This is a genomic window from Rouxiella silvae, assembly GCF_002093625.1.
GTDB lineage: Bacteria > Pseudomonadota > Gammaproteobacteria > Enterobacterales > Enterobacteriaceae > Rouxiella > Rouxiella silvae.
The window spans coordinates 44,130-62,300 of record NZ_MRWD01000004.1 but is presented as its reverse complement, the minus strand read 5'-3'; the positions used below and the strand labels follow the sequence as shown (position 1 = coordinate 62,300).

Genomic DNA, 18,171 nt, shown 5'->3' with positions numbered 1-18,171 from the left:
TGCTAAAATATTGCCTCATTGGACTTTCAATCGGACAATCATGATGACGGGAATTTCCGGCAAACACATTGTGCTTGGCGTCAGCGGCGGCATAGCGGCCTACAAAGCACCCGAGCTGGTAAGGCGTTTACGCGATCGCGGCGCACAAGTGCGAGTCGTAATGACAGAAGCCGCAAAAGCCTTCATTACCCCGCTCAGCCTGCAGGCGGTTTCTGGCTATCCCGTATCAGATTCCCTGCTCGACCCGGCCGCGGAGGCCGCAATGGGCCACATAGAGTTGGGTAAATGGGCAGACCTCGTCATTATTGCACCGGCGACTGCTGATTTACTGGCGCGAATGAACGCAGGCATGGCCAACGATCTGCTGACCACGGTTTGTCTGGCAACCGCTGCGCCGATTGCAGTTGTTCCAGCAATGAACCAACAGATGTACCGCGCAACGGTCACCCAAGAAAATCTGCACCAGCTGGCCGCCAGAGGCACTCTGCTGTGGGGACCGGACGAAGGCAGCCAAGCCTGTGGCGACGTGGGTCCCGGCCGCATGCTTGACCCGTTGGTGATTGTCGGTATGGCCGTTGAACACTTTTCGCCGCGCCTCGACCTGCAGCATCTTAAAATTATGGTTACCGCCGGACCCACACGAGAAGCGCTGGATCCCGTTCGCTACATCAGCAATCACAGCTCGGGAAAAATGGGTTTTGCCATTGCCGAAGCGGCCGCAAAACGCGGTGCGCAGGTAACTTTGGTGAGCGGTCCCGTTTCGCTCCCCACGCCGCACAATGTGGCACGAATTGACGTCACTACCGCCCTTGAAATGCAGGCGGCCGTTAATCACAGCGTGACTTCTCAGCACATTTTCATTTCCTGCGCCGCGGTGGCAGACTATCGTGCTATGGCGATTGCCGATGAGAAGATTAAAAAGCAAGGTGATGAAATAACGCTGAAAATGGTCAGAAATCCGGATATCGTTGCCGGCGTTGGCGCCCTGAAAGAGCATCGTCCGTATGTCGTAGGGTTTGCCGCTGAAACCCAGAATGTGGAAGAATACGCCCAACAAAAACGTATCAGGAAGAATATTGACCTGATATGCGCAAATGATGTTTCACTTGCCGGGCATGGTTTTAATAGTGATACCAATGCCTTGCATCTTTTTTGGCAAAATGGAGATCTGCGTTTACCCCTTAGTGATAAACAGCAGCTTGGCCAAGCTTTACTAAACGAGATTGTCAGCCGTTATGATGAAAAAAATAGACATTAAGATCCTTGATTCGCGCATTGGCAAAGATTTTCCTTTGCCGACTTATGCCACGCCAGGTTCTGCAGGCCTGGACTTGCGCGCTGTTCTGGATTCCGCCGTTGAACTGCATCCGGGTGAAACGACTCTGCTGCCTACGGGTCTAGCTATCCATATCGATGATACCAATCTGGCGGCGGTTATCCTGCCTCGTTCAGGTCTGGGTCACAAACACGGCGTTGTGCTGGGTAATCTTGTTGGCCTCATTGATTCAGACTATCAGGGTCAGTTGATGGTTTCAGTCTGGAATCGCGGGCAAACTACCTTCACGATTGAACCGGGCGAGCGCATTGCGCAGATGGTATTCGTGCCGGTTGTGCAGGCTGAATTTAATCTGGTTGAAGATTTTACCAACAGCGAACGCGGCGAAGGTGGCTTTGGTCACTCCGGACGCCAGTAAGAATCTGTTCAACATCGCGGTGCAGGGCCGCAGGATATTGAACAGATCCTTATTTATATCAAACCGATACAATAAAACTTTACTGATACCCTACCGCTTTTAACCCGCCGGGCTCACTGCCCGTGTCTGATTGAAAGCCAAAGGTCGATAAGCCGCAAAATCTGATGGTTGAAGCGGCAATTGTGCGGTTTTTTTATATTTTTAAGCCGTTTTTTAGCAAGGGTCTATTCAGACATGGCAGAAAAAGAAAATACTAAAAGGAACCGGCGCGAGGAGATTTTGCAGGCATTGGCGCAAATGCTTCAGTCTAGCGATGGCAGCCAGCGTATTACTACGGCAAAACTTGCCGCCAATGTCGGAGTATCCGAGGCTGCGCTTTACCGTCATTTTCCTAGCAAAACGCGAATGTTCGACAGTCTTATCGAGTTTATTGAGGACAGCCTGATTACTCGAATTAATCTCATCCTGCAGGATGAGAAAGATACGCTGAATAGGCTTCGTCTCATTCTGCTGCTGATTCTTGGTTTTGCAGAACGTAATCCGGGACTGACCCGCATTATGACCGGACACGCGTTAATGTTTGAACAAGACCGTTTACAGGGTCGTATTAACCAACTGTTTGAGCGTATTGAGGTTCAGCTTCGGCAGGTGCTGCGCGAAAAGAAGATGCGTGAAGGAAGCGGTTTCAATACTGATGAAACGCTGCTGGCCAGCCAGCTATTGGCAATTTGTGAAGGACTGCTGTCCCGTTTTGTTCGTTCAGAATTTAAATATCGCCCGACGCAAGATTTCGATACGCGCTGGCCGCTGATTGCAGCTCAGCTTCAGTAACCGCTAATCTAGCATATCAAAAAAGCAAAAAAGGGCCATGGGCCCTTTTCCTTTTCCGGTCAGAACATCTTAAATACCGTACTGCTGACGATATCCGCGAACGGCGGCCAGATGATCGGCCATCTCGGTTTTCTCTTCCAGATAATCAATCAGGTCGGCAAGCGTAATAATAGAAATCACCTTACAGTGATAGTCGCGCTCAACTTCTTGAATGGCAGAGATATCGGCACGGCCACGCTCCTGGCGGTCAAGAGAAATCAGCACGCCGGCCAATGACGCATTATTCGCGTTGATGATTTCCATAGATTCACGAATGGCTGTCCCGGCGGTGATTACGTCATCCACCAGCATCACTTTGCCCTGCAATGGGCTGCCAACTAATGTGCCACCCTCGCCGTGATCCTTGGCTTCTTTACGGTTGAAGCAGTAAGGCACGTCGCGCTCGTGCTGTTCGGCCAGCGCCACCACGGTGGTGGTAGCAATCGGGATACCTTTATAGGCTGGGCCAAACACCAAGTCAAAATCGATGCCTGAATCTATCAGGGCTTCTGCGTAAAAGCGTCCCAGCAAGGCTAAATCACGACCGGTGTTAAACAGGCCTGCATTAAAAAAGTAGGGGCTGATGCGGCCGGATTTCAGGGTAAATTCGCCGAATTTCAAAACCTGCTTGTTCAATGCAAACTCAATAAACTGGCGCTGATAGGCTTTCATGGATGCTTTTTCCTCGTCTTTTATTTTCTACTCGCTGGCCCGAGAGCCATATATGAAAAAGGCGACTAAATTAGCCGCCTTAAATAATTATTCTGCCAGAACCGCTTTTTGCGCCTCGAAGATAGTCTCGATTCCCCCTCGAGCGAGGGCCAACAAACTCAGCAACTCTTCGTGGCTGAAAGGCTCTCCTTCCGCGGTGCCCTGAACTTCGATCATTCTGCCGTCTTCCATCATCACGACGTTCATATCGGTTTCAGCAGCGGAGTCCTCAACGTATTCGAGGTCACACAACGCTTCGCCCTTGACGATGCCGACGGACACGGCAGCGACCAGGCCTTTCATTGGGTTGGCTTTCAGTTTACCCGCTGCAACCAGCGCGTTTAAGGCATCGGCCAGCGCAACGCAGGCACCAGAGATTGATGCTGTACGCGTACCGCCGTCTGCTTGCAGCACGTCGCAGTCAAGAGTGATGGTAAATTCACCCAGCTTTTTGAGATCAACGGCGGCGCGCAGTGAACGAGCAATCAGACGCTGGATTTCTAAAGTACGGCCACCCTGCTTGCCTTTTGCCGCTTCACGCGGGTTACGGCTGTGGGTAGAACGTGGCAACATACCGTATTCAGCCGTGATCCATCCTTGTCCCTGACCTTTCAGAAAGCGAGGAACCCCTTCTTCAACAGTGGCGGTGCAAAGGACTTTCGTGTCACCAAATTCAACCAAAACAGAACCTTCAGCGTGTTTTGTGTAGTTTCTGGTCAGGGTAAGTGGGCGCACTTGTTGTGCATTTCGGCCTGCTGGACGCATGGGGTTGTTCTCCGGCTCGCAAATCATAGTTGGCTGCGCATTATACGGGCTTCGTGAGGTAATGCCTATCATGACGGGTTCAGCGAGGCTATAATCCTTACATCTTTACATTAACAGGTAGACAGACATGATTCGTAGTATGACCGCTTATGCCCGACGTGAAATCAAGGGAAGCTGGGGCAGCGCAGCGTGGGAACTTCGCTCCGTTAACCAACGTTATCTTGAAACCTACATCCGTCTGCCCGAGCAGTTTCGCAGTCTGGAGCCGGTTATCCGTGAACGCGTACGCGCTCGACTGACCCGCGGCAAGGTTGAATGCAACCTGCGCTTCGATCTCGACCCTAGCGCGCAAGGCACTCTGCAGCTCAACGAAAAGCTGGCTAAACAGCTGGTCGAAGCGGCACAGTGGGTCAAAATGCAAAGTGACGAAGGGGAAATCAACCCGCTCGACGTGCTGCGCTGGCCGGGCGTGATGGTTGCCGAGGAGCAAGACCTGGACGCCATCAGCAACGAATTGCTGGTTGCACTCGACGGCGCGCTGGATGATTTCATTCTGGCCCGCGAAAGCGAAGGCGCTTCACTGAAAACGCTTATTGAACAACGACTCGACGGCGTCAGCGCTGAAGTGATTAAGGTTCGTGCCCAGATGCCCAACGTTTTGCTGTGGCAGCGCGAACGACTGGTCAGCAAGCTCGAAGATGCACAGGTTCAGCTTGAAAATACCCGTTTGGAACAAGAGCTGGTGCTGATGGCGCAGCGCGTAGACGTCGCCGAAGAATTGGACCGCCTTGACGCACACGTTAAAGAAACGCATAAAATCCTCAAGAAAGAGGAAGCCGTCGGCCGCCGTCTGGACTTCATGATGCAAGAGTTTAACCGTGAGTCCAACACGCTGGCGTCGAAATCCATCAACTCCGATGTGACAACCTCCGCCATCGAGCTGAAAGTGCTTATCGAGCAGATGCGCGAGCAAATTCAGAATATCGAATAAATCTTAATTACCGCTTGAACGTTGAAGCCCGCTTTTGCGGGCTTTTTTACAGCATGAGCTTGGTCATGATTACTTTATTTTCCGTTAACTTCTCTCATTCTCTCTTCACCCTGTGAGGATCGCGTAGACAGTTGTAACCGTCTGTGTAAATTGCCTTAACGCGATTGACGCAACAGGTTTTACACCTTATATCACTCGGAAGAAGTTTGGATCTGTCTGAAGTTTGACCCCCAAGGGGAATGAAATGAAGAAGCTTGCTGCATCACTATTAACCTTGAGCCTGCTCTCACCGACGTTAGCGATGGCGCACGGTGGCCACGGGGGGCCGGGATTCAATATTTTGCCTGATGCCGCTGTTGCCGTGGTGATTGGTGGTTTGACCTACTGGGCGTTAAACGGCAATTACTACCAAAAACAGGGCGATGATTATGTAGAAGTCGACGCGCCACCGCAGGATGATGCGCCGCCTCCGCCGCCAGAATCTGAAGAAGACTATGAATCCGCACCACCTGACCTGGCGCCGCTAGATTTTCACGGTGAGCGTTTCTACGTCAGCAACGGTCATTACTACAAGCGCGATCCTTCTGGCCAGTATTACGAAATCCCTCGCCCAGACGGACTCTAAGCCCGCAATAAAAAAAGCCCGAATTAACGGGCTTTATCATCAAGCAAGCTAAAACTTAAGCTTCCCAGCGTTTCAGCAATACGCAGGCGTTAACGCCGCCGAAACCAAAGCCGTTAGACAAGGCATAATTGATCGCATGCGGCTGCGCTTTGTTACCGACGATGTTTAATCCTTCGGCGGCAGGGTCTTTGTTGTCAAGGTTCAGCGTAGGCGGCACGATTTGGTCACGCACGGCCAGAACGGTAAAGATAGTTTCCAAACCACCGGCTGCACCCAAGAGGTGTCCGGTTGCTGACTTGGTGGAAGTAATAGCCAGTTTGCCGTCAGTGCCAAACAGGGTTTTGATGGCGTTAATTTCGCCCAAATCACCCACCGGTGTTGAGGTGGCGTGTGCGTTCAAATGTTCAACCTGCTCTGGTTTAATGCCACCCTGACGCAAAGCGATTTTCATTGCACGTCCTGCGCCGTTACCATCTTCTGCACCGGATGTCATATGGTAAGCATCACCACTGGTGCCGTAGCCCACAATCTCGGCCAGCGGGGTTGCGCCGCGCGCCAAGGCGTGTTCCAACTCTTCAATCACCAGCATACCGGCGCCTTCACCCATCACAAAACCATCGCGTGCGCTGTCGAAAGGACGTGAAGCCTGCTCAGGATGATCTTCATGACCGGTAGACATTGCCTTGGCTGCGGCAAAGCTGCCGAGAGTTACGGTATCAATGGTGGCTTCAGCACCGCCGCACAGCGCAACGTCTGCTTCGTCGTTACGAATCAAACGAACTGCATCACCAATTGCCTGAACGCCAGCGGCACAGGCGGTAACCGGAGCGCCAATTGGGCCTTTAAACTCATGCTTAATTGAAACTTGCCCGGCAGCCAGATTGACCAGGAATGAAGGAATAGTGAACGGAGACAAACGCTTAGGACCGCGAGTGTCGTTGATGCGTACGGCGTTGGCGATCGCTGGAAAACCGCCGATACCTGAGCCAATCACGGTTGCAGAACGTTCCTGCTGCTCGGCAGTTTCGGCGTGCCATCCAGACTGTGCAATCGCCTTATCGGCCGCTGCCATTGCGAAGAGGATGAAACGGTCCATCTTCTTCTGATCTTTCGGCAAAACGTGCTGGTCTGCATCAAAACCTGATTCGGCATCCTGCTCAACGCTGAGTACCTGGCCACCGATTTTAACGGTCAGGGTCTCAACGATTTCGTCAGGAAGAACGCGAATACCGGACTGACCGGCCAAGAGGCGTTTCCAAATGGTTTCGATATCACAACCGAGCGGGCTCACCGCCCCCATGCCAGTAATTACTACACGACGATGAGTCATAAATATTCCTCTGCGGATCAATCCGTAAAATTGAGATGTGAAAAATTCATCTTTTTGGCAGCCCGGTTATTTCACCAGACTGCGTAAAACTAAATTCGTGATAACCAACACGCGCTCTTCAAGCTGCTCGGGTGTTTTCTCCTCAAGCATCAGCGGGTGCGAAAAAGGGGTCATCACACTGGCGATGGCCATACAAACTTCATCGAGTGGCGTTTCGGACTCAAATTCGCCTGACTCGCGCCCCTCATTAATGACGTGCTTAAGAATACTGTACAGCGCAGCCCGGTGGTTTTTCGCCGAATTCCAATGATTTGCAGCGGCTACGGCAGCAATGTCGTGCAGCTTTCTTTCCTCAAAAAATAGCGCCAGACTTTTACTTAACAGTGATGCAAAGAGCTCTTTCAAACGATCGGAAGCGCTGTTCTCGCTCTGTGCTATTTCTCGCAGTGCGTCGTCAATCTGACCCAGCGAATGAGTGCAAACCGCTTCACCAATTGCCTGTTTAGATTCGAAAAACTTGTAAACGTAGGCGCTTGAAACACCGATGGCCTTTGCCAAATCGGCCACAGACGTTTTTGAATATCCATAGTGCCGGAAATGGTCCAATGCGGCCCGGATTATCTGCTCGCGGCGCTCATGCAACGCGGGACCACGCTGTGGCAGTGCAATCGGGGTTTCGGGCTTCATAAAGCTCTCCAGAGCCAGGGCAAAAAATACCTGTAGGGATAACCTAAGTTAACAGGTGATAAATATACACATTCGTCACTCTTAAGGTATAGCTAATTTGTAGAATAAAGTAAAACGAAGGGGTTGGAAGCGACAATGAACGTGGGATTTGCCCTATTTAAAATAATGCAAATATTAGCGTCATTATTTACAAGATAGACATTCAATGACTTTTAAAGCCAATAGGATGAGATAAAGTAATCCGAAGATAAAATTAAAAGAAAACTCAGTCGATACTCAAACTAAAGCTTATTACCCTATAGTGAGTAAATCTCTATGGTTCTTCGATTGGCGAAATTTTATGTTGCTCACTGTTCTCTACATTATTGGTATCACTGCTGAAGCCATGACTGGCGCGCTGGCTGCTGGGCGTCGAAAAATGGATCTGTTTGGCGTCATTATTATTGCCGCCGCAACGGCCATTGGCGGCGGAACCGTGCGTGACATGGTTTTAGGCCATTACCCGCTAGGTTGGGTTAAGCATCCACAGTACATTTTGATTGTCGCGGCTGCGGCCATTTTCACCACCTGGCTTGCTCCACTGATGAAACATTTGCGTAAAATGTTTTTAGTGCTCGATGCGCTGGGCTTGGTGGTGTTTTCAATTATAGGGACGCAAATAGCGCTGGATACCGGCCATGGGCCACTGATTGCTTCCATTGCCGCTGTGATTACCGGCGTATTTGGCGGCGTGCTGCGCGACATGCTGTGTAATCAGATCCCCCTAGTATTTCAGAAAGAAATATACGGCGGTATCTCTTTTGCTTCTGCCTGGCTCTACATCGGTCTGCAACATTTCTCCATTCCACAAAATTTGGTGGTAATCGTGACGCTGTTAGCCGGTTTCATTGCCCGACTGATTGCCCTACGCCTAAAGCTTGGCCTGCCGGTGTTTAATTATCCAGACTCTGATCACTAATCAATTTTGTCCCCTAAACTGCCAGTCGAGTTGAACGCTGGCAACTGCTCCTGCTGTAGCGTCTCAATCAAAGCAATTACGCTCGGATGTTGAATAAAACGCATTATCCGTTCCGCGCTTTTGCTACCGACCCCACGCCCCACTTGCCACTGTTCGGCGCTCATTACCTGCATTTTGGGCCAATCCAACCTCTCTATCATTTTTAACCCAGCGGCAGGGAAACCCAGTGCAGAGATCCAACGCAGCAGGCTCTTCTGCCGTGAGAGTTCAATTTGTGCAAAAAGCTTACCGGCTTGTATTTCTCCGACGGCGGGTACCGTTTTTAGCTGATCTTGACTCAGAGAAAGCCACCCCGTCAGTGACGTGAAGAGTTGGGCATCGAGCAATTTTTTCCAGGTGCCGGGGCCAAATCCACTCATGTTCAATCCTTGAGGCCCGCTGAGCCACACTAACCGTGCCAGAAACTGCTCTCGGCAGGGTGTATCGAGTTCAAAACAGGAAAAAATATCCGATTGTTTATTCTCGATGGTTTTCTCCATCAAGGTTGGATTTTCATCGCGAAGCGCCACACGCCAAACGACTTCATCAAGACGTGGTATTCCCTGGCCTGCCAAACTAACAACCACCCGATCACCAATAACAATCCCCCACTGCTTGAGTTTTTTGGGTGACCCAACGCTGACGCGCGAAACCTGTTTATCATCGAGCGTGATCGGTTCAAGAAGTAAAACCACTGAGCGCTTTCCACTGCGCCCAACCGAGATTTCAATGCCAACAACTTCAGTGTCTTTACGCACCAGAGGATATTTCCACGCGACAGCCCAGTTGGCGGGACGGTTACGCCAAAAGCGTCCTTCGGGCTCGTCCTGCTGGCGAATCACTACGCCGTCGGTCGCAAAGGGCAGAGGGTGCTGATACCAATAATTTCGCCAGTCGCTTACCTGCTGAAAGTTATTAACGGCCTGAGTGTATTCAGCGGTTAGAGGGAACCCGATCTCTTTCAACCGTTGCAGGCGAGCTTGCATGTGCTCTGGCCCATCAGGCCATTCCCAGATAAAAATACCCATTTTTGGTAATGGCGCTGACGGAGAATTTCGCATCATGGCACCCGCGACTTTCGAACGCGCATTTACACCGCCCGACGCGTTTTGCTGATGTCCGTTCATCAGCAGGAAAAGTTCACCCTGTAAAATAACGCGCGCCGAAACATCAGGAATTTGTAGAGGTATGGCAGAAATAGTGCGAGCTTTATTCGTCCAGTCTTGTCCATATTGACCATCGCCGCGGCTTAATAGCGAAATTAGGTGGCCCTGCTGATAAACAAGAGTTACTGCGATGCCATCGATTTTCGGCTGGATCCACAGCTTGTGCCTCCCCTTCATCCATCTTTCAACATCAGCCTGAGTCGGCAGTTTTTTTAAGCCGGTGTGGGCGATGGGATGCAGTAAAAGGGCTTTGCTTTTTGGGAGAACGGGTTCTGTAGCGACTTTTTTGACACATACCTGCCAAAATTTATGTTTTTCACGCAGGCTGTCGTAAAGTCCATCGTCAATTTGGCTATTGCCACGCTGGTGATATTCAATATCCCAACCGTCAAGCTGTGACGACAGTTTATCTATCTCTTGCTCAAAACGCGTTGGCGACCACGGTGGACAACGCGATGAAGCTGAGCAATAAGCGGAAAAAGAGATAAATGGAATTAAAATCAATGTAATAAACCGTGAATATTGCATGCCGACTCTCCTTGTTGCGCTTATTCAATGCGCATGCAAAGCATCTCGCCAGCGGCAAAACTCTTTATTCCAAGACGTCGCGGAAACTTTTACGGATCTTACAAAATTACAGCGATTTAATGGAATAAGCCTCGCAAAAGAGCGAGTTTCAACTGTTTTATCCGGATTACTTGCGTTCAAATGTGTCGGAACGCTGCACCAAAAGCGGCGAACGTGTATACTGTGCCGAAGATCACTCTTCTGTATTTTCATATCAACTCAATCAGCTGAAACGTCAACATGGTTCAAGGCACGCTATATATTGTCTCCGCACCCAGTGGAGCAGGTAAATCAAGTCTGATTCAGGCTTATCTGAAAACTCAACCGTTATACGACACGCAGGTTTCGATTTCTCATACCACGCGTCAGGTAAGGCCTGGTGAGAAAGACGGAGAGCATTATTTTTTCGTCTCTAAAGACGAATTTTGCGAGATGATCGGTAAGGATGCGTTTTTAGAACATGCCGAAGTGTTCGGTAATTATTACGGCACCTCACGCAAGGCCATTGAACAAGTTTTAGCTTCTGGCGTTGATGTGTTTTTAGATATCGACTGGCAGGGCGCGCAGCAAATTCGCCAGCGCATGCCCCAAGCACGCAGTATATTTGTGCTGCCTCCGTCGAAAGATGAACTCGATCGCCGCCTGCGTGGCCGTGGTCAAGACAGCGAAGACGTTATCGCCAAACGCATGGCGCAGGCCGTTGCCGAGATGACTCACTTCGCTGAGTACGACTATTTAATTGTGAATGATGATTTCGATTTGGCTTTATCGGATCTCAAAACCATTATTCGCGCTGAACGTCTTCGTCTGAGCCGTCAAAAGCTTCGTCATGACGGATTAATCACCAAACTATTGGCAGACTGAAGACACTTTCAGTATTATGCCCAGTCTTTCGTCCCCCAGTGGAGTAGCACATATATGGCACGCGTAACTGTTCAAGACGCTGTAGAAAAAATTGGTAACCGTTTTGACCTGGTGTTGGTGGCTGCTCGCCGCGCACGCCAGCTGCAATCTGGTGGTAAAGATCCACTGGTTGCTGAAGAGAACGACAAATTTACCGTTATTGCCCTGCGTGAAATCGAAGAAGGCCTGATCACCAATCAGATCCTCGACGCGCGCGATCGTCAGGAGCAAAAAGAGCAAGAAGCCACCGAGATTCAAGCAGTTACTGCTATCGCCGAAGGCCGTCGTCCTAGTTAATTAGCGGGTCTATCTTGTACATCTTTGAAAGCCTGAATCAGCTGATTCAAAAATACCTGCCAGAGGACCAGATCAAGCGCCTCGTGCAGGCATACCTCGTCGCGCGGGACGCGCACGAGGGTCAGACACGCTCGAGCGGTGAGCCATATATCACTCACCCAGTAGCTGTGGCCTGTATATTAGCTGAGATGAGACTCGACCATGAAACGTTGATGGCGGCGCTGTTGCATGACGTCATCGAAGATACGCCAGCAACTTACCAGGACATGGAGCAGTTGTTTGGTAAAAGCGTTGCTGAACTGGTTGAGGGCGTTTCAAAGCTCGACAAGCTGAAATTCCAGGACAAAAAAGAAGCTCAAGCGGAGAACTTCCGCAAGATGATCATGGCGATGGTGCAAGACATCCGCGTCATTTTGATCAAACTGGCTGACCGTACTCATAATATGCGCACGCTGGGCTCTCTTCGCCCAGACAAACGTCGCCGCATTGCCCGTGAAACGCTAGAGATTTATAGCCCTCTGGCGCACAGGCTGGGTATTCATCACCTCAAAACCGAGCTCGAAGAGCTGGGTTTTGAGGCGTTGTACCCCAATCGTTATCGCGTTATCAAAGAAGTGGTGAAAGCCGCGCGCGGTAATCGTAAAGAGATGATCCAAAAAATCCTCTCCGAGATTGAGGGACGCCTCACCGAAGCCGGCATTCAGTGCCGAGTGAGCGGGCGTGAAAAACACCTGTACTCGATTTACCTCAAAATGCATCTGAAAGAGCAGCGTTTCCATTCGATTATGGATATTTACGCCTTTCGGGTCATCGTTAAAGAGTTGGACACCTGCTACCGCGTACTCGGTCAGGCGCACAGCCTTTACAAGCCTCGCCCGGGCAGGGTCAAAGATTATATCGCCATACCAAAAGCCAACGGCTATCAGTCTCTGCATACGTCATTAATCGGGCCACACGGTGTGCCGGTTGAAGTTCAGATCCGTACCGAAGATATGGACCAGATGGCAGAGATGGGCGTGGCGGCGCACTGGGCTTATAAAGAGAACGGCGAAAGCAACGGCACGACGGCGCAAATTCGCGCTCAGCGCTGGCTGCAAAGCCTGCTCGAGCTTCAGCAGAGTGCCGGTAACTCCTTTGAATTCATCGAGAGCGTTAAATCTGACCTCTTCCCTGATGAAATCTACGTCTTTACACCGGAAGGCCGCATCGTTGAGCTGCCTGCCGGCGCGACGCCGGTCGACTTCGCCTACGCCGTGCATACCGATATCGGCCATGCCTGCGTCGGTGCACGCGTTGACCGCCAGCCTTACCCGCTTTCGCAGCCGCTGACCAGCGGCCAGACCATCGAGATAATCACCGCGCCGGGCGCACGTCCGAATGCGGCATGGTTAAACTTTGTGGTCAGCTCGAGAGCACGGGCAAAAATTCGTCAGATGCTGAAAAATCTCAAACGTGACGACTCTGTCTCACTTGGTCGCCGTCTGTTAAATCATGCACTGGGAAGCGGGCGTAAACTTACCGACCTGCCGCCGGAAAATATCAAGAAAGAGCTCGACCGCATGAAGCTTGCCGCCATGGACGACCTGCTGGCTGAAATCGGCTTAGGGAATGCCATGAGCTTGGTGGTGGCTAAAAATCTGATGGGTGACCAGTCTTCGATGGCCTCGTCGGGTTCACGTAATCTGCCGATTAAAGGTGCAGATGGCGTGCTGATCACCTTTGCGAAATGCTGTCGTCCTATTCCGGGTGACCCGATTATTGCTCACGTTAGTCCGGGTAAAGGCCTTGTGGTTCACCACGAGTCTTGCCGAAACATTCGTGGTTATCAAAAAGAGCCTGAGAAGTTCATGGCCGTTGAGTGGGATGATCAGGAAACCGAGCAGGAATTTGTCGCCGAGATTAAAGTCGACATGTTCAATCATCAAGGCGGACTGGCCAATCTGACCGCCGCAATTAATGCGGCGCAGTCAAATATCCAAAGCCTAAGCAGCGAAGAAAAAGACGGACGTGTTTACAGCGCGTTTATCCGCCTGAGCACCCGTGACCGCGTTCATCTGGCTAACATTATGCGTAAAATTCGTATCATGCCGGATGTAATTAAAGTTACGCGAAATAGAAACTAGCTAATGACTCCTGAACGTTATGCGCGCATCCGTGAAATGCTGGCAGCACGCCAACCTGACCTGACTGTTTGTATGGAGCAGGTGCATAAGCCACATAACGTGTCTGCGGTTATCCGTACCGCCGATGCCGTTGGCGTTCATGAGGTTCACGCCGTTTGGCCGACCAGTCGAATGAAAACGCAGGGTTCTTTTGCCGCGGGTGCCAATAGTTGGGTGCAGGTCAAAACGCACAAGACAATTCAAGACGCCGTTGCCAAAATGAAGGCAATGGGCATGCAAATTCTGGCGACCAACCTGTCTGAGAAAGCGGTAGATTTCCGTACTATCGATTATACCCGCCCAACCTGTATTCTGTTGGGTCAGGAAAAAACCGGTATCACTCCTGAAGCGTTGGCACTGGCCGACAGCGATATCGTGATCCCGATGGTAGGCATGGTGCAGTCTCTCAACGTCTCGGTGGCGTCGGCGCTGATTCTTTATGAAGCACAGCGCCAACGTCAGAATGCCGGCATGTATCAGCGCACAGCCAGCGTTTTAAAAGAAAAAGAGCAGCAGCGCCTGCTGTTTGAGGGCGGATATCCCGTGCTGGCGAATGTAGCGTTGCGAAAAAAACTGCCTCGCCCTTTCATCGACGATACCGGCAGCATTGTTGCCGATGACGCCTGGTGGGCCGCGATGCAAATGACGGTTGCCAGATGAAGGGCCGCCTGCTGGATGCCGTCCCGCTTACGTCCCTGACCGGCGTGGGTGCAAGTCAGGCAGAAAAGCTCGCAAAAATCGGCCTCGAAACCATTCAGGATTTACTGCTTCATCTTCCCTTACGCTATGAAGACCGCACACGCCTCTACGCCATAAACGATTTACTGCCTGCGATTTTCGCTACCGTCGAAGGCGAAGTGCTGCGTACAGACATCAGTTTTGGCCGTCGTCGCATGCTCACCTGCCAAATAAGCGACGGCACCGGTCTGCTAACCCTGCGCTTTTTTAACTTTAATGCGGCGATGAAAAATAGCCTCGCCGCCGGTCGTCGAGTTACCGCCTATGGTGAGATAAAGCGCGGGACGATTGGCGCCGAGATTATTCACCCCGAATACCGCGTGCAGGGCGAAAACAGCGAAGTCGTTTTGCAGGAATCATTGACGCCGGTTTATCCCACCACCGAAGGTATTCGTCAGGCCACGCTGCGCAAGCTGACAGACCAGGCATTATCGCTGCTTGATACCCAACCCATCGTCGAACTTCTGCCGCAGGAGCTCAGCCGCACGCTGATGCCGCTGTCTCAGGCGTTGCATTTGTTACATCGTCCCCCGCCTGATATGCAGCTTGCCGACCTTGAAAAGGGTCAGCATCCAGCACAGCGCCGACTGATTATGGAAGAGCTGCTGGCGCATAACCTCAGCATGCTGGCGGTGCGTGCCGGAACGCAGAGCTACAAAGCGCTGCCGCTGGTAAAAGATCATCAGCTGATGGACGCATTTTTAGCGTCGCTGCCGTTTAGCCCGACCGGCGCGCAGAGTCGCGTGGTTGCCGAAATTGAAAAAGACTTGGCTCAGAGCTACCCGATGATGCGTCTGGTGCAGGGTGACGTGGGCTCGGGCAAAACGCTGGTCGCCGCACTCGCGGCACTTTGCGCCATTGCTCAAGGCAAGCAGGTGGGCCTGATGGCACCGACCGAGCTTCTTGCCGAGCAGCATGCCAATAACTTCCGCCAGTGGTTTGAGCCGCTGGGAATTCAGGTCGGCTGGCTGGCCGGAAAGCAAAAAGGCAAAGCGCGTCTCGCCCAGCAGGAGGCGATTGCCAGCGGACAGGTATCGATGGTGGTAGGCACTCACGCCATCTTCCAGGAACAAATTCAGTTTTCAGCACTGGCACTGGTCATTATCGACGAGCAGCACCGCTTCGGCGTCCACCAGCGTTTGGCGCTGTGGGAAAAGGGCAAGCAGCAGGGGTTTCATCCGCATCAGTTGATCATGACCGCCACGCCAATTCCCCGCACGCTGGCGATGACCGCTTATGCAGATCTTGATACTTCGGTTATCGACGAGCTGCCGCCTGGCCGTACGCCGGTCACTACCGTTGCTATTCCTGATACCCGCCGCAGCGACATTATCCAGCGGGTGAAAAGTGCCTGTATGGAAGAAAATCGCCAGGCTTACTGGGTCTGTACGCTGATTGAAGAGTCGGAAATGCTCGAGGCTCAGGCGGCGGAAGCTACGTGGGAAGGGCTGAAAATCGCCCTGCCGGAGCTGAAGATTGGCTTGGTTCACGGTCGCATGAAAGCGCAGGAAAAACAGTCGATTATGCAGGATTTCAAGCAGGGTGAAATACAGCTACTGGTTGCCACCACGGTTATCGAGGTTGGCGTCGACGTGCCCAATGCCAGCCTGATGATTATTGAAAACCCCGAGCGTTTGGGTCTAGCGCAACTGCACCAGCTGCGCGGCCGAGTTGGACGCGGTGCTATCGCCTCCCACTGCGTGCTGTTGTATAAAACGCCGCTGAGCAAAACCGCGCAGAAGCGTTTACAAGTATTACGCGACAGCAACGACGGTTTTGTCATCGCACAGCAGGACTTGGAGATACGCGGTCCAGGCGAACTATTGGGAACGCGACAAACCGGCAGCGCCGAATTTAAAGTCGCCGATTTACTGCGCGACCAGGCGATGATCCCAGAAGTTCAGCGCATCGCCCGCCATATTCAGCAGCAGTATCCCGAACATGCACGTGCGCTTATCGAACGCTGGCTGCCCGAGCGGGTTCGTTACACTAACGCTTGATAACCCTATCAAAAATACCCCCCACTTGATTAAGTCATATCAGACAGCTGCATCGGCTAATTATTTGCGTCTTGGCCGATAAAAATGCCGCTGGCAAACGATTGCTTTTGTGCCCAAGATCATGAAAAATGCCCGCTTTCGGCTTAACAGGGTGCCCAACGTGACAACACAATCTGCCGAGCCAGAGGCTCAGCGCCAATCGCCAGAAACCACACGCAACAGTGAATTAATCTATCGGTTGGAAGACCGCCCGCCGTTGCCACAAACGCTGTTTGCGGCCTGTCAGCACCTGCTGGCGATGTTTGTTGCTGTTATCACTCCCGCGCTGCTGATTTGTCAGGCTTTGGGTCTGCCCGCTCAGGATACTCAGCACATTATCAGTATGTCGCTGTTTGCCTCCGGTTTGGCGTCAATTCTGCAAATTAAAACCTGGGGTCCGGTCGGTTCAGGCCTGCTGTCCATTCAGGGAACCAGTTTCAACTTTGTGGCACCGTTAATTATGGGTGGCATGGCGATTAAAAATGGCGGGGCGGATGTGCCGACCATGATGGCCGCACTGTTTGGCACGCTTATGGTCGCGTCGTGCACCGAGATTTTACTCTCCCGCGTACTGCATCTTGCGCGCCGCATTATTACCCCGCTGGTTTCCGGTATTGTGGTGATGATCATCGGCCTGTCGCTGATTCAAGTTGGCTTAACGTCTATTGGCGGTGGCTACGCGGCGATGAGCGACCACACCTTTGGTGCGCCTAAAAACCTGATTCTTGCTGCCGTGGTTCTGGTGGTGATTGTTCTTCTCAACCGCCAGCGTAACCCCTACTTGCGTGTCGCCTCGCTGGTGATAGCCATGGCCGTGGGCTATGCGGTTGCCTGGGGCATGGACATGCTGCCCGCTGCGACACCGGCTGCAACAACGCACTGGATAACCCTGCCTACCCCGCTCTATTATGGCCTTGGCTTCGACTGGAATCTGCTTATTCCGCTGATGCTTATCTTTATGGTGACGTCGCTGGAAACCATCGGTGATATCACCGCCACCTCCGACGTTTCGGAGCAGCCGGTCAGCGGCCCGCTGTATATGAAGCGCATCAAGGGCGGCGTGCTGGCTAACGGCCTGAACTCGATGCTGTCTGCGGTGTTCAACACCTTCCCCAACTCCTGTTTCGGCCAGAATAATGGCGTGATCCAGCTGACCGGCGTTGCCAGCCGCTATGTCGGATTCGTGGTAGCACTGATGTTGATTGTGCTGGGTCTGTTTCCGGCGGTGGCGGGTTTTGTGCAACATATTCCCGAACCGGTGCTTGGCGGGGCGACTATCGTGATGTTTGGCACTATTGCTGCATCTGGCGTGCGCATCGTGTCGAGAGAGCGCCTTAATCGCCGTGCGATTATGATCATGGCGTTGTCACTGGCCGTGGGCATGGGCGTTTCGCAACAACCGCTGATCCTGCAATTTGCACCAGACTGGCTCAAAACGTTGCTCTCTTCCGGCATTGCAGCAGGCGGTATTACGGCCATCGTGCTGAACCTAGTCTTCCCACGCGAACCTTAATCTTGTGAAAACAGGGACAACCTAGGTTCAACAACGGCGGTAGGGTTATCCCCCCGCCGTTTTTTATTGCCTGTAACATGTTAACCTATTGAGAAAGATTGCTGATTACGGCATAA

The 18,171-nt window shown here is 51.9% G+C and carries 17 protein-coding genes; 12 read left to right on the top strand and 5 right to left on the bottom strand.

Annotated elements, in window-relative coordinates; translation table 11 throughout:
• The first annotated feature begins 40 nt into the window (after nt 1–40).
• The 3 genes from coaBC to slmA all read left to right on the top strand — a co-directional run bounded on the left by coaBC (nt 41) and on the right by slmA (nt 2,525).
• Nucleotides 41–1,258, top strand: coding sequence for a bifunctional phosphopantothenoylcysteine decarboxylase/phosphopantothenate--cysteine ligase CoaBC (gene coaBC, locus BS639_RS02855; RefSeq protein WP_084982218.1), 1,218 nt, complete (start codon nt 41–43; stop codon nt 1,256–1,258).
• Nucleotides 1,236–1,694, top strand: coding sequence for a dUTP diphosphatase (dut, locus tag BS639_RS02850; protein ID WP_084982217.1), 459 nt, complete (start codon nt 1,236–1,238; stop codon nt 1,692–1,694). The genes coaBC and dut overlap by 23 nt, the downstream gene beginning before the upstream one ends.
• Before the next feature lie 234 nt (nt 1,695–1,928).
• Nucleotides 1,929–2,525: a nucleoid occlusion factor SlmA gene (gene slmA / locus BS639_RS02845; RefSeq protein WP_055773549.1), complete on the top strand. Its 597-nt coding sequence runs from the start codon at nt 1,929–1,931 to the stop codon at nt 2,523–2,525.
• A 69-nt stretch (nt 2,526–2,594) separates the two neighbouring features.
• Here slmA and pyrE read toward each other — a convergent pair whose 3' ends face one another.
• Both pyrE and rph read right to left on the bottom strand, forming a co-directional pair.
• Nucleotides 2,595–3,236: an orotate phosphoribosyltransferase gene (pyrE, locus tag BS639_RS02840; protein WP_055773547.1), complete on the bottom strand. Its 642-nt coding sequence runs from the start codon at nt 3,234–3,236 to the stop codon at nt 2,595–2,597.
• An 87-nt stretch (nt 3,237–3,323) separates the two neighbouring features.
• Nucleotides 3,324–4,040, bottom strand: coding sequence for a ribonuclease PH (gene rph / locus BS639_RS02835; protein ID WP_055773545.1), 717 nt, complete (start codon nt 4,038–4,040; stop codon nt 3,324–3,326).
• Nucleotides 4,041–4,167: 127 nt separating this feature from the next.
• On the opposite strand from rph, the gene BS639_RS02830 reads away from it, so the two are divergent.
• Both BS639_RS02830 and BS639_RS02825 read left to right on the top strand, forming a co-directional pair.
• Complete coding sequence (locus BS639_RS02830; protein WP_084982216.1) at nt 4,168–5,031, top strand: YicC/YloC family endoribonuclease; 864 nt, start codon at nt 4,168–4,170, stop codon at nt 5,029–5,031.
• A gap of 244 nt (nt 5,032–5,275) precedes the next feature.
• On the top strand, nt 5,276–5,656 hold the full coding sequence (locus tag BS639_RS02825; protein WP_055773540.1) for a DUF6515 family protein: 381 nt from the start codon (nt 5,276–5,278) through the stop codon (nt 5,654–5,656).
• Nucleotides 5,657–5,711: 55 nt separating this feature from the next.
• Here the strand turns inward: BS639_RS02825 and fabF are convergent, their stop codons facing one another.
• Together fabF and BS639_RS02815 are read right to left on the bottom strand one after the other, a co-directional pair.
• On the bottom strand, nt 5,712–6,986 hold the full coding sequence (gene fabF / locus BS639_RS02820; RefSeq protein WP_084982215.1) for a beta-ketoacyl-ACP synthase II: 1,275 nt from the start codon (nt 6,984–6,986) through the stop codon (nt 5,712–5,714).
• A 66-nt stretch (nt 6,987–7,052) separates the two neighbouring features.
• A complete protein-coding gene (locus tag BS639_RS02815) occupies nt 7,053–7,673 on the bottom strand; it encodes a TetR/AcrR family transcriptional regulator (RefSeq protein WP_055773536.1) in 621 nt (206 codons plus the stop codon).
• A 340-nt stretch (nt 7,674–8,013) separates the two neighbouring features.
• On the opposite strand from BS639_RS02815, the gene BS639_RS02810 reads away from it, so the two are divergent.
• Nucleotides 8,014–8,631, top strand: coding sequence for a trimeric intracellular cation channel family protein (locus BS639_RS02810; protein ID WP_055773533.1), 618 nt, complete (start codon nt 8,014–8,016; stop codon nt 8,629–8,631).
• Here BS639_RS02810 and ligB read toward each other — a convergent pair.
• Nucleotides 8,628–10,364: an NAD-dependent DNA ligase LigB gene (gene ligB, locus BS639_RS02805; protein ID WP_084982214.1), complete on the bottom strand. Its 1,737-nt coding sequence runs from the start codon at nt 10,362–10,364 to the stop codon at nt 8,628–8,630. The genes BS639_RS02810 and ligB overlap by 4 nt on opposite strands.
• 279 nt (nt 10,365–10,643) lie before the next feature.
• Here ligB and gmk point away from each other — a divergent pair, with 279 nt between their 5' ends.
• From gmk to BS639_RS02775, 6 genes are all read left to right on the top strand, one after another.
• Nucleotides 10,644–11,267, top strand: coding sequence for a guanylate kinase (gmk, locus tag BS639_RS02800; RefSeq protein ID WP_055773530.1), 624 nt, complete (start codon nt 10,644–10,646; stop codon nt 11,265–11,267).
• Nucleotides 11,268–11,321: 54 nt separating this feature from the next.
• Nucleotides 11,322–11,603, top strand: a complete 282-nt coding sequence (gene rpoZ, locus BS639_RS02795; RefSeq protein WP_017493940.1) for a DNA-directed RNA polymerase subunit omega — start codon at nt 11,322–11,324, stop codon at nt 11,601–11,603.
• 14 nt (nt 11,604–11,617) lie between these two features.
• Nucleotides 11,618–13,726 carry a bifunctional GTP diphosphokinase/guanosine-3',5'-bis pyrophosphate 3'-pyrophosphohydrolase gene (gene spoT, locus BS639_RS02790; RefSeq protein WP_055773528.1) on the top strand — a complete coding sequence of 703 codons (2,109 nt, stop codon included), beginning with the start codon at nt 11,618–11,620 and terminating at the stop codon, nt 13,724–13,726.
• A gap of 3 nt (nt 13,727–13,729) precedes the next feature.
• Nucleotides 13,730–14,425 carry a tRNA (guanosine(18)-2'-O)-methyltransferase TrmH gene (gene trmH / locus BS639_RS02785; RefSeq protein ID WP_055773526.1) on the top strand — a complete coding sequence of 232 codons (696 nt, stop codon included), beginning with the start codon at nt 13,730–13,732 and terminating at the stop codon, nt 14,423–14,425.
• On the top strand, nt 14,422–16,503 hold the full coding sequence (recG, locus tag BS639_RS02780) for an ATP-dependent DNA helicase RecG (protein ID WP_084982213.1): 2,082 nt from the start codon (nt 14,422–14,424) through the stop codon (nt 16,501–16,503). The genes trmH and recG overlap by 4 nt, the downstream gene beginning before the upstream one ends.
• A 121-nt stretch (nt 16,504–16,624) precedes the next feature.
• Nucleotides 16,625–18,055 carry a nucleobase:cation symporter-2 family protein gene (locus BS639_RS02775; RefSeq protein WP_173882065.1) on the top strand — a complete coding sequence of 477 codons (1,431 nt, stop codon included), beginning with the start codon at nt 16,625–16,627 and terminating at the stop codon, nt 18,053–18,055.
• Nucleotides 18,056–18,171 lie beyond the last annotated feature (116 nt).

What these genes read in the sequence shown, in the direction of transcription:
- coaBC (WP_084982218.1), top strand. Translation starts at nt 41, where the DNA reads ATGATGACGGGAATTTCCGGCAAACACATTGTGCTTGGCGTCAGCGGC.
- dut (WP_084982217.1), top strand. Translation starts at nt 1,236, where the DNA reads ATGATGAAAAAAATAGACATTAAGATCCTTGATTCGCGCATTGGCAAA.
- slmA (WP_055773549.1), top strand. Translation starts at nt 1,929, where the DNA reads ATGGCAGAAAAAGAAAATACTAAAAGGAACCGGCGCGAGGAGATTTTG.
- pyrE (WP_055773547.1), bottom strand. Translation starts at nt 3,236, where the DNA reads ATGAAAGCCTATCAGCGCCAGTTTATTGAGTTTGCATTGAACAAGCAG.
- rph (WP_055773545.1), bottom strand. Translation starts at nt 4,040, where the DNA reads ATGCGTCCAGCAGGCCGAAATGCACAACAAGTGCGCCCACTTACCCTG.
- BS639_RS02830 (WP_084982216.1), top strand. Translation starts at nt 4,168, where the DNA reads ATGATTCGTAGTATGACCGCTTATGCCCGACGTGAAATCAAGGGAAGC.
- BS639_RS02825 (WP_055773540.1), top strand. Translation starts at nt 5,276, where the DNA reads ATGAAGAAGCTTGCTGCATCACTATTAACCTTGAGCCTGCTCTCACCG.
- fabF (WP_084982215.1), bottom strand. Translation starts at nt 6,986, where the DNA reads ATGACTCATCGTCGTGTAGTAATTACTGGCATGGGGGCGGTGAGCCCG.
- BS639_RS02815 (WP_055773536.1), bottom strand. Translation starts at nt 7,673, where the DNA reads ATGAAGCCCGAAACCCCGATTGCACTGCCACAGCGTGGTCCCGCGTTG.
- BS639_RS02810 (WP_055773533.1), top strand. Translation starts at nt 8,014, where the DNA reads ATGTTGCTCACTGTTCTCTACATTATTGGTATCACTGCTGAAGCCATG.
- ligB (WP_084982214.1), bottom strand. Translation starts at nt 10,364, where the DNA reads ATGCAATATTCACGGTTTATTACATTGATTTTAATTCCATTTATCTCT.
- gmk (WP_055773530.1), top strand. Translation starts at nt 10,644, where the DNA reads ATGGTTCAAGGCACGCTATATATTGTCTCCGCACCCAGTGGAGCAGGT.
- rpoZ (WP_017493940.1), top strand. Translation starts at nt 11,322, where the DNA reads ATGGCACGCGTAACTGTTCAAGACGCTGTAGAAAAAATTGGTAACCGT.
- trmH (WP_055773526.1), top strand. Translation starts at nt 13,730, where the DNA reads ATGACTCCTGAACGTTATGCGCGCATCCGTGAAATGCTGGCAGCACGC.
- recG (WP_084982213.1), top strand. Translation starts at nt 14,422, where the DNA reads ATGAAGGGCCGCCTGCTGGATGCCGTCCCGCTTACGTCCCTGACCGGC.
- BS639_RS02775 (WP_173882065.1), top strand. Translation starts at nt 16,625, where the DNA reads ATGAAAAATGCCCGCTTTCGGCTTAACAGGGTGCCCAACGTGACAACA.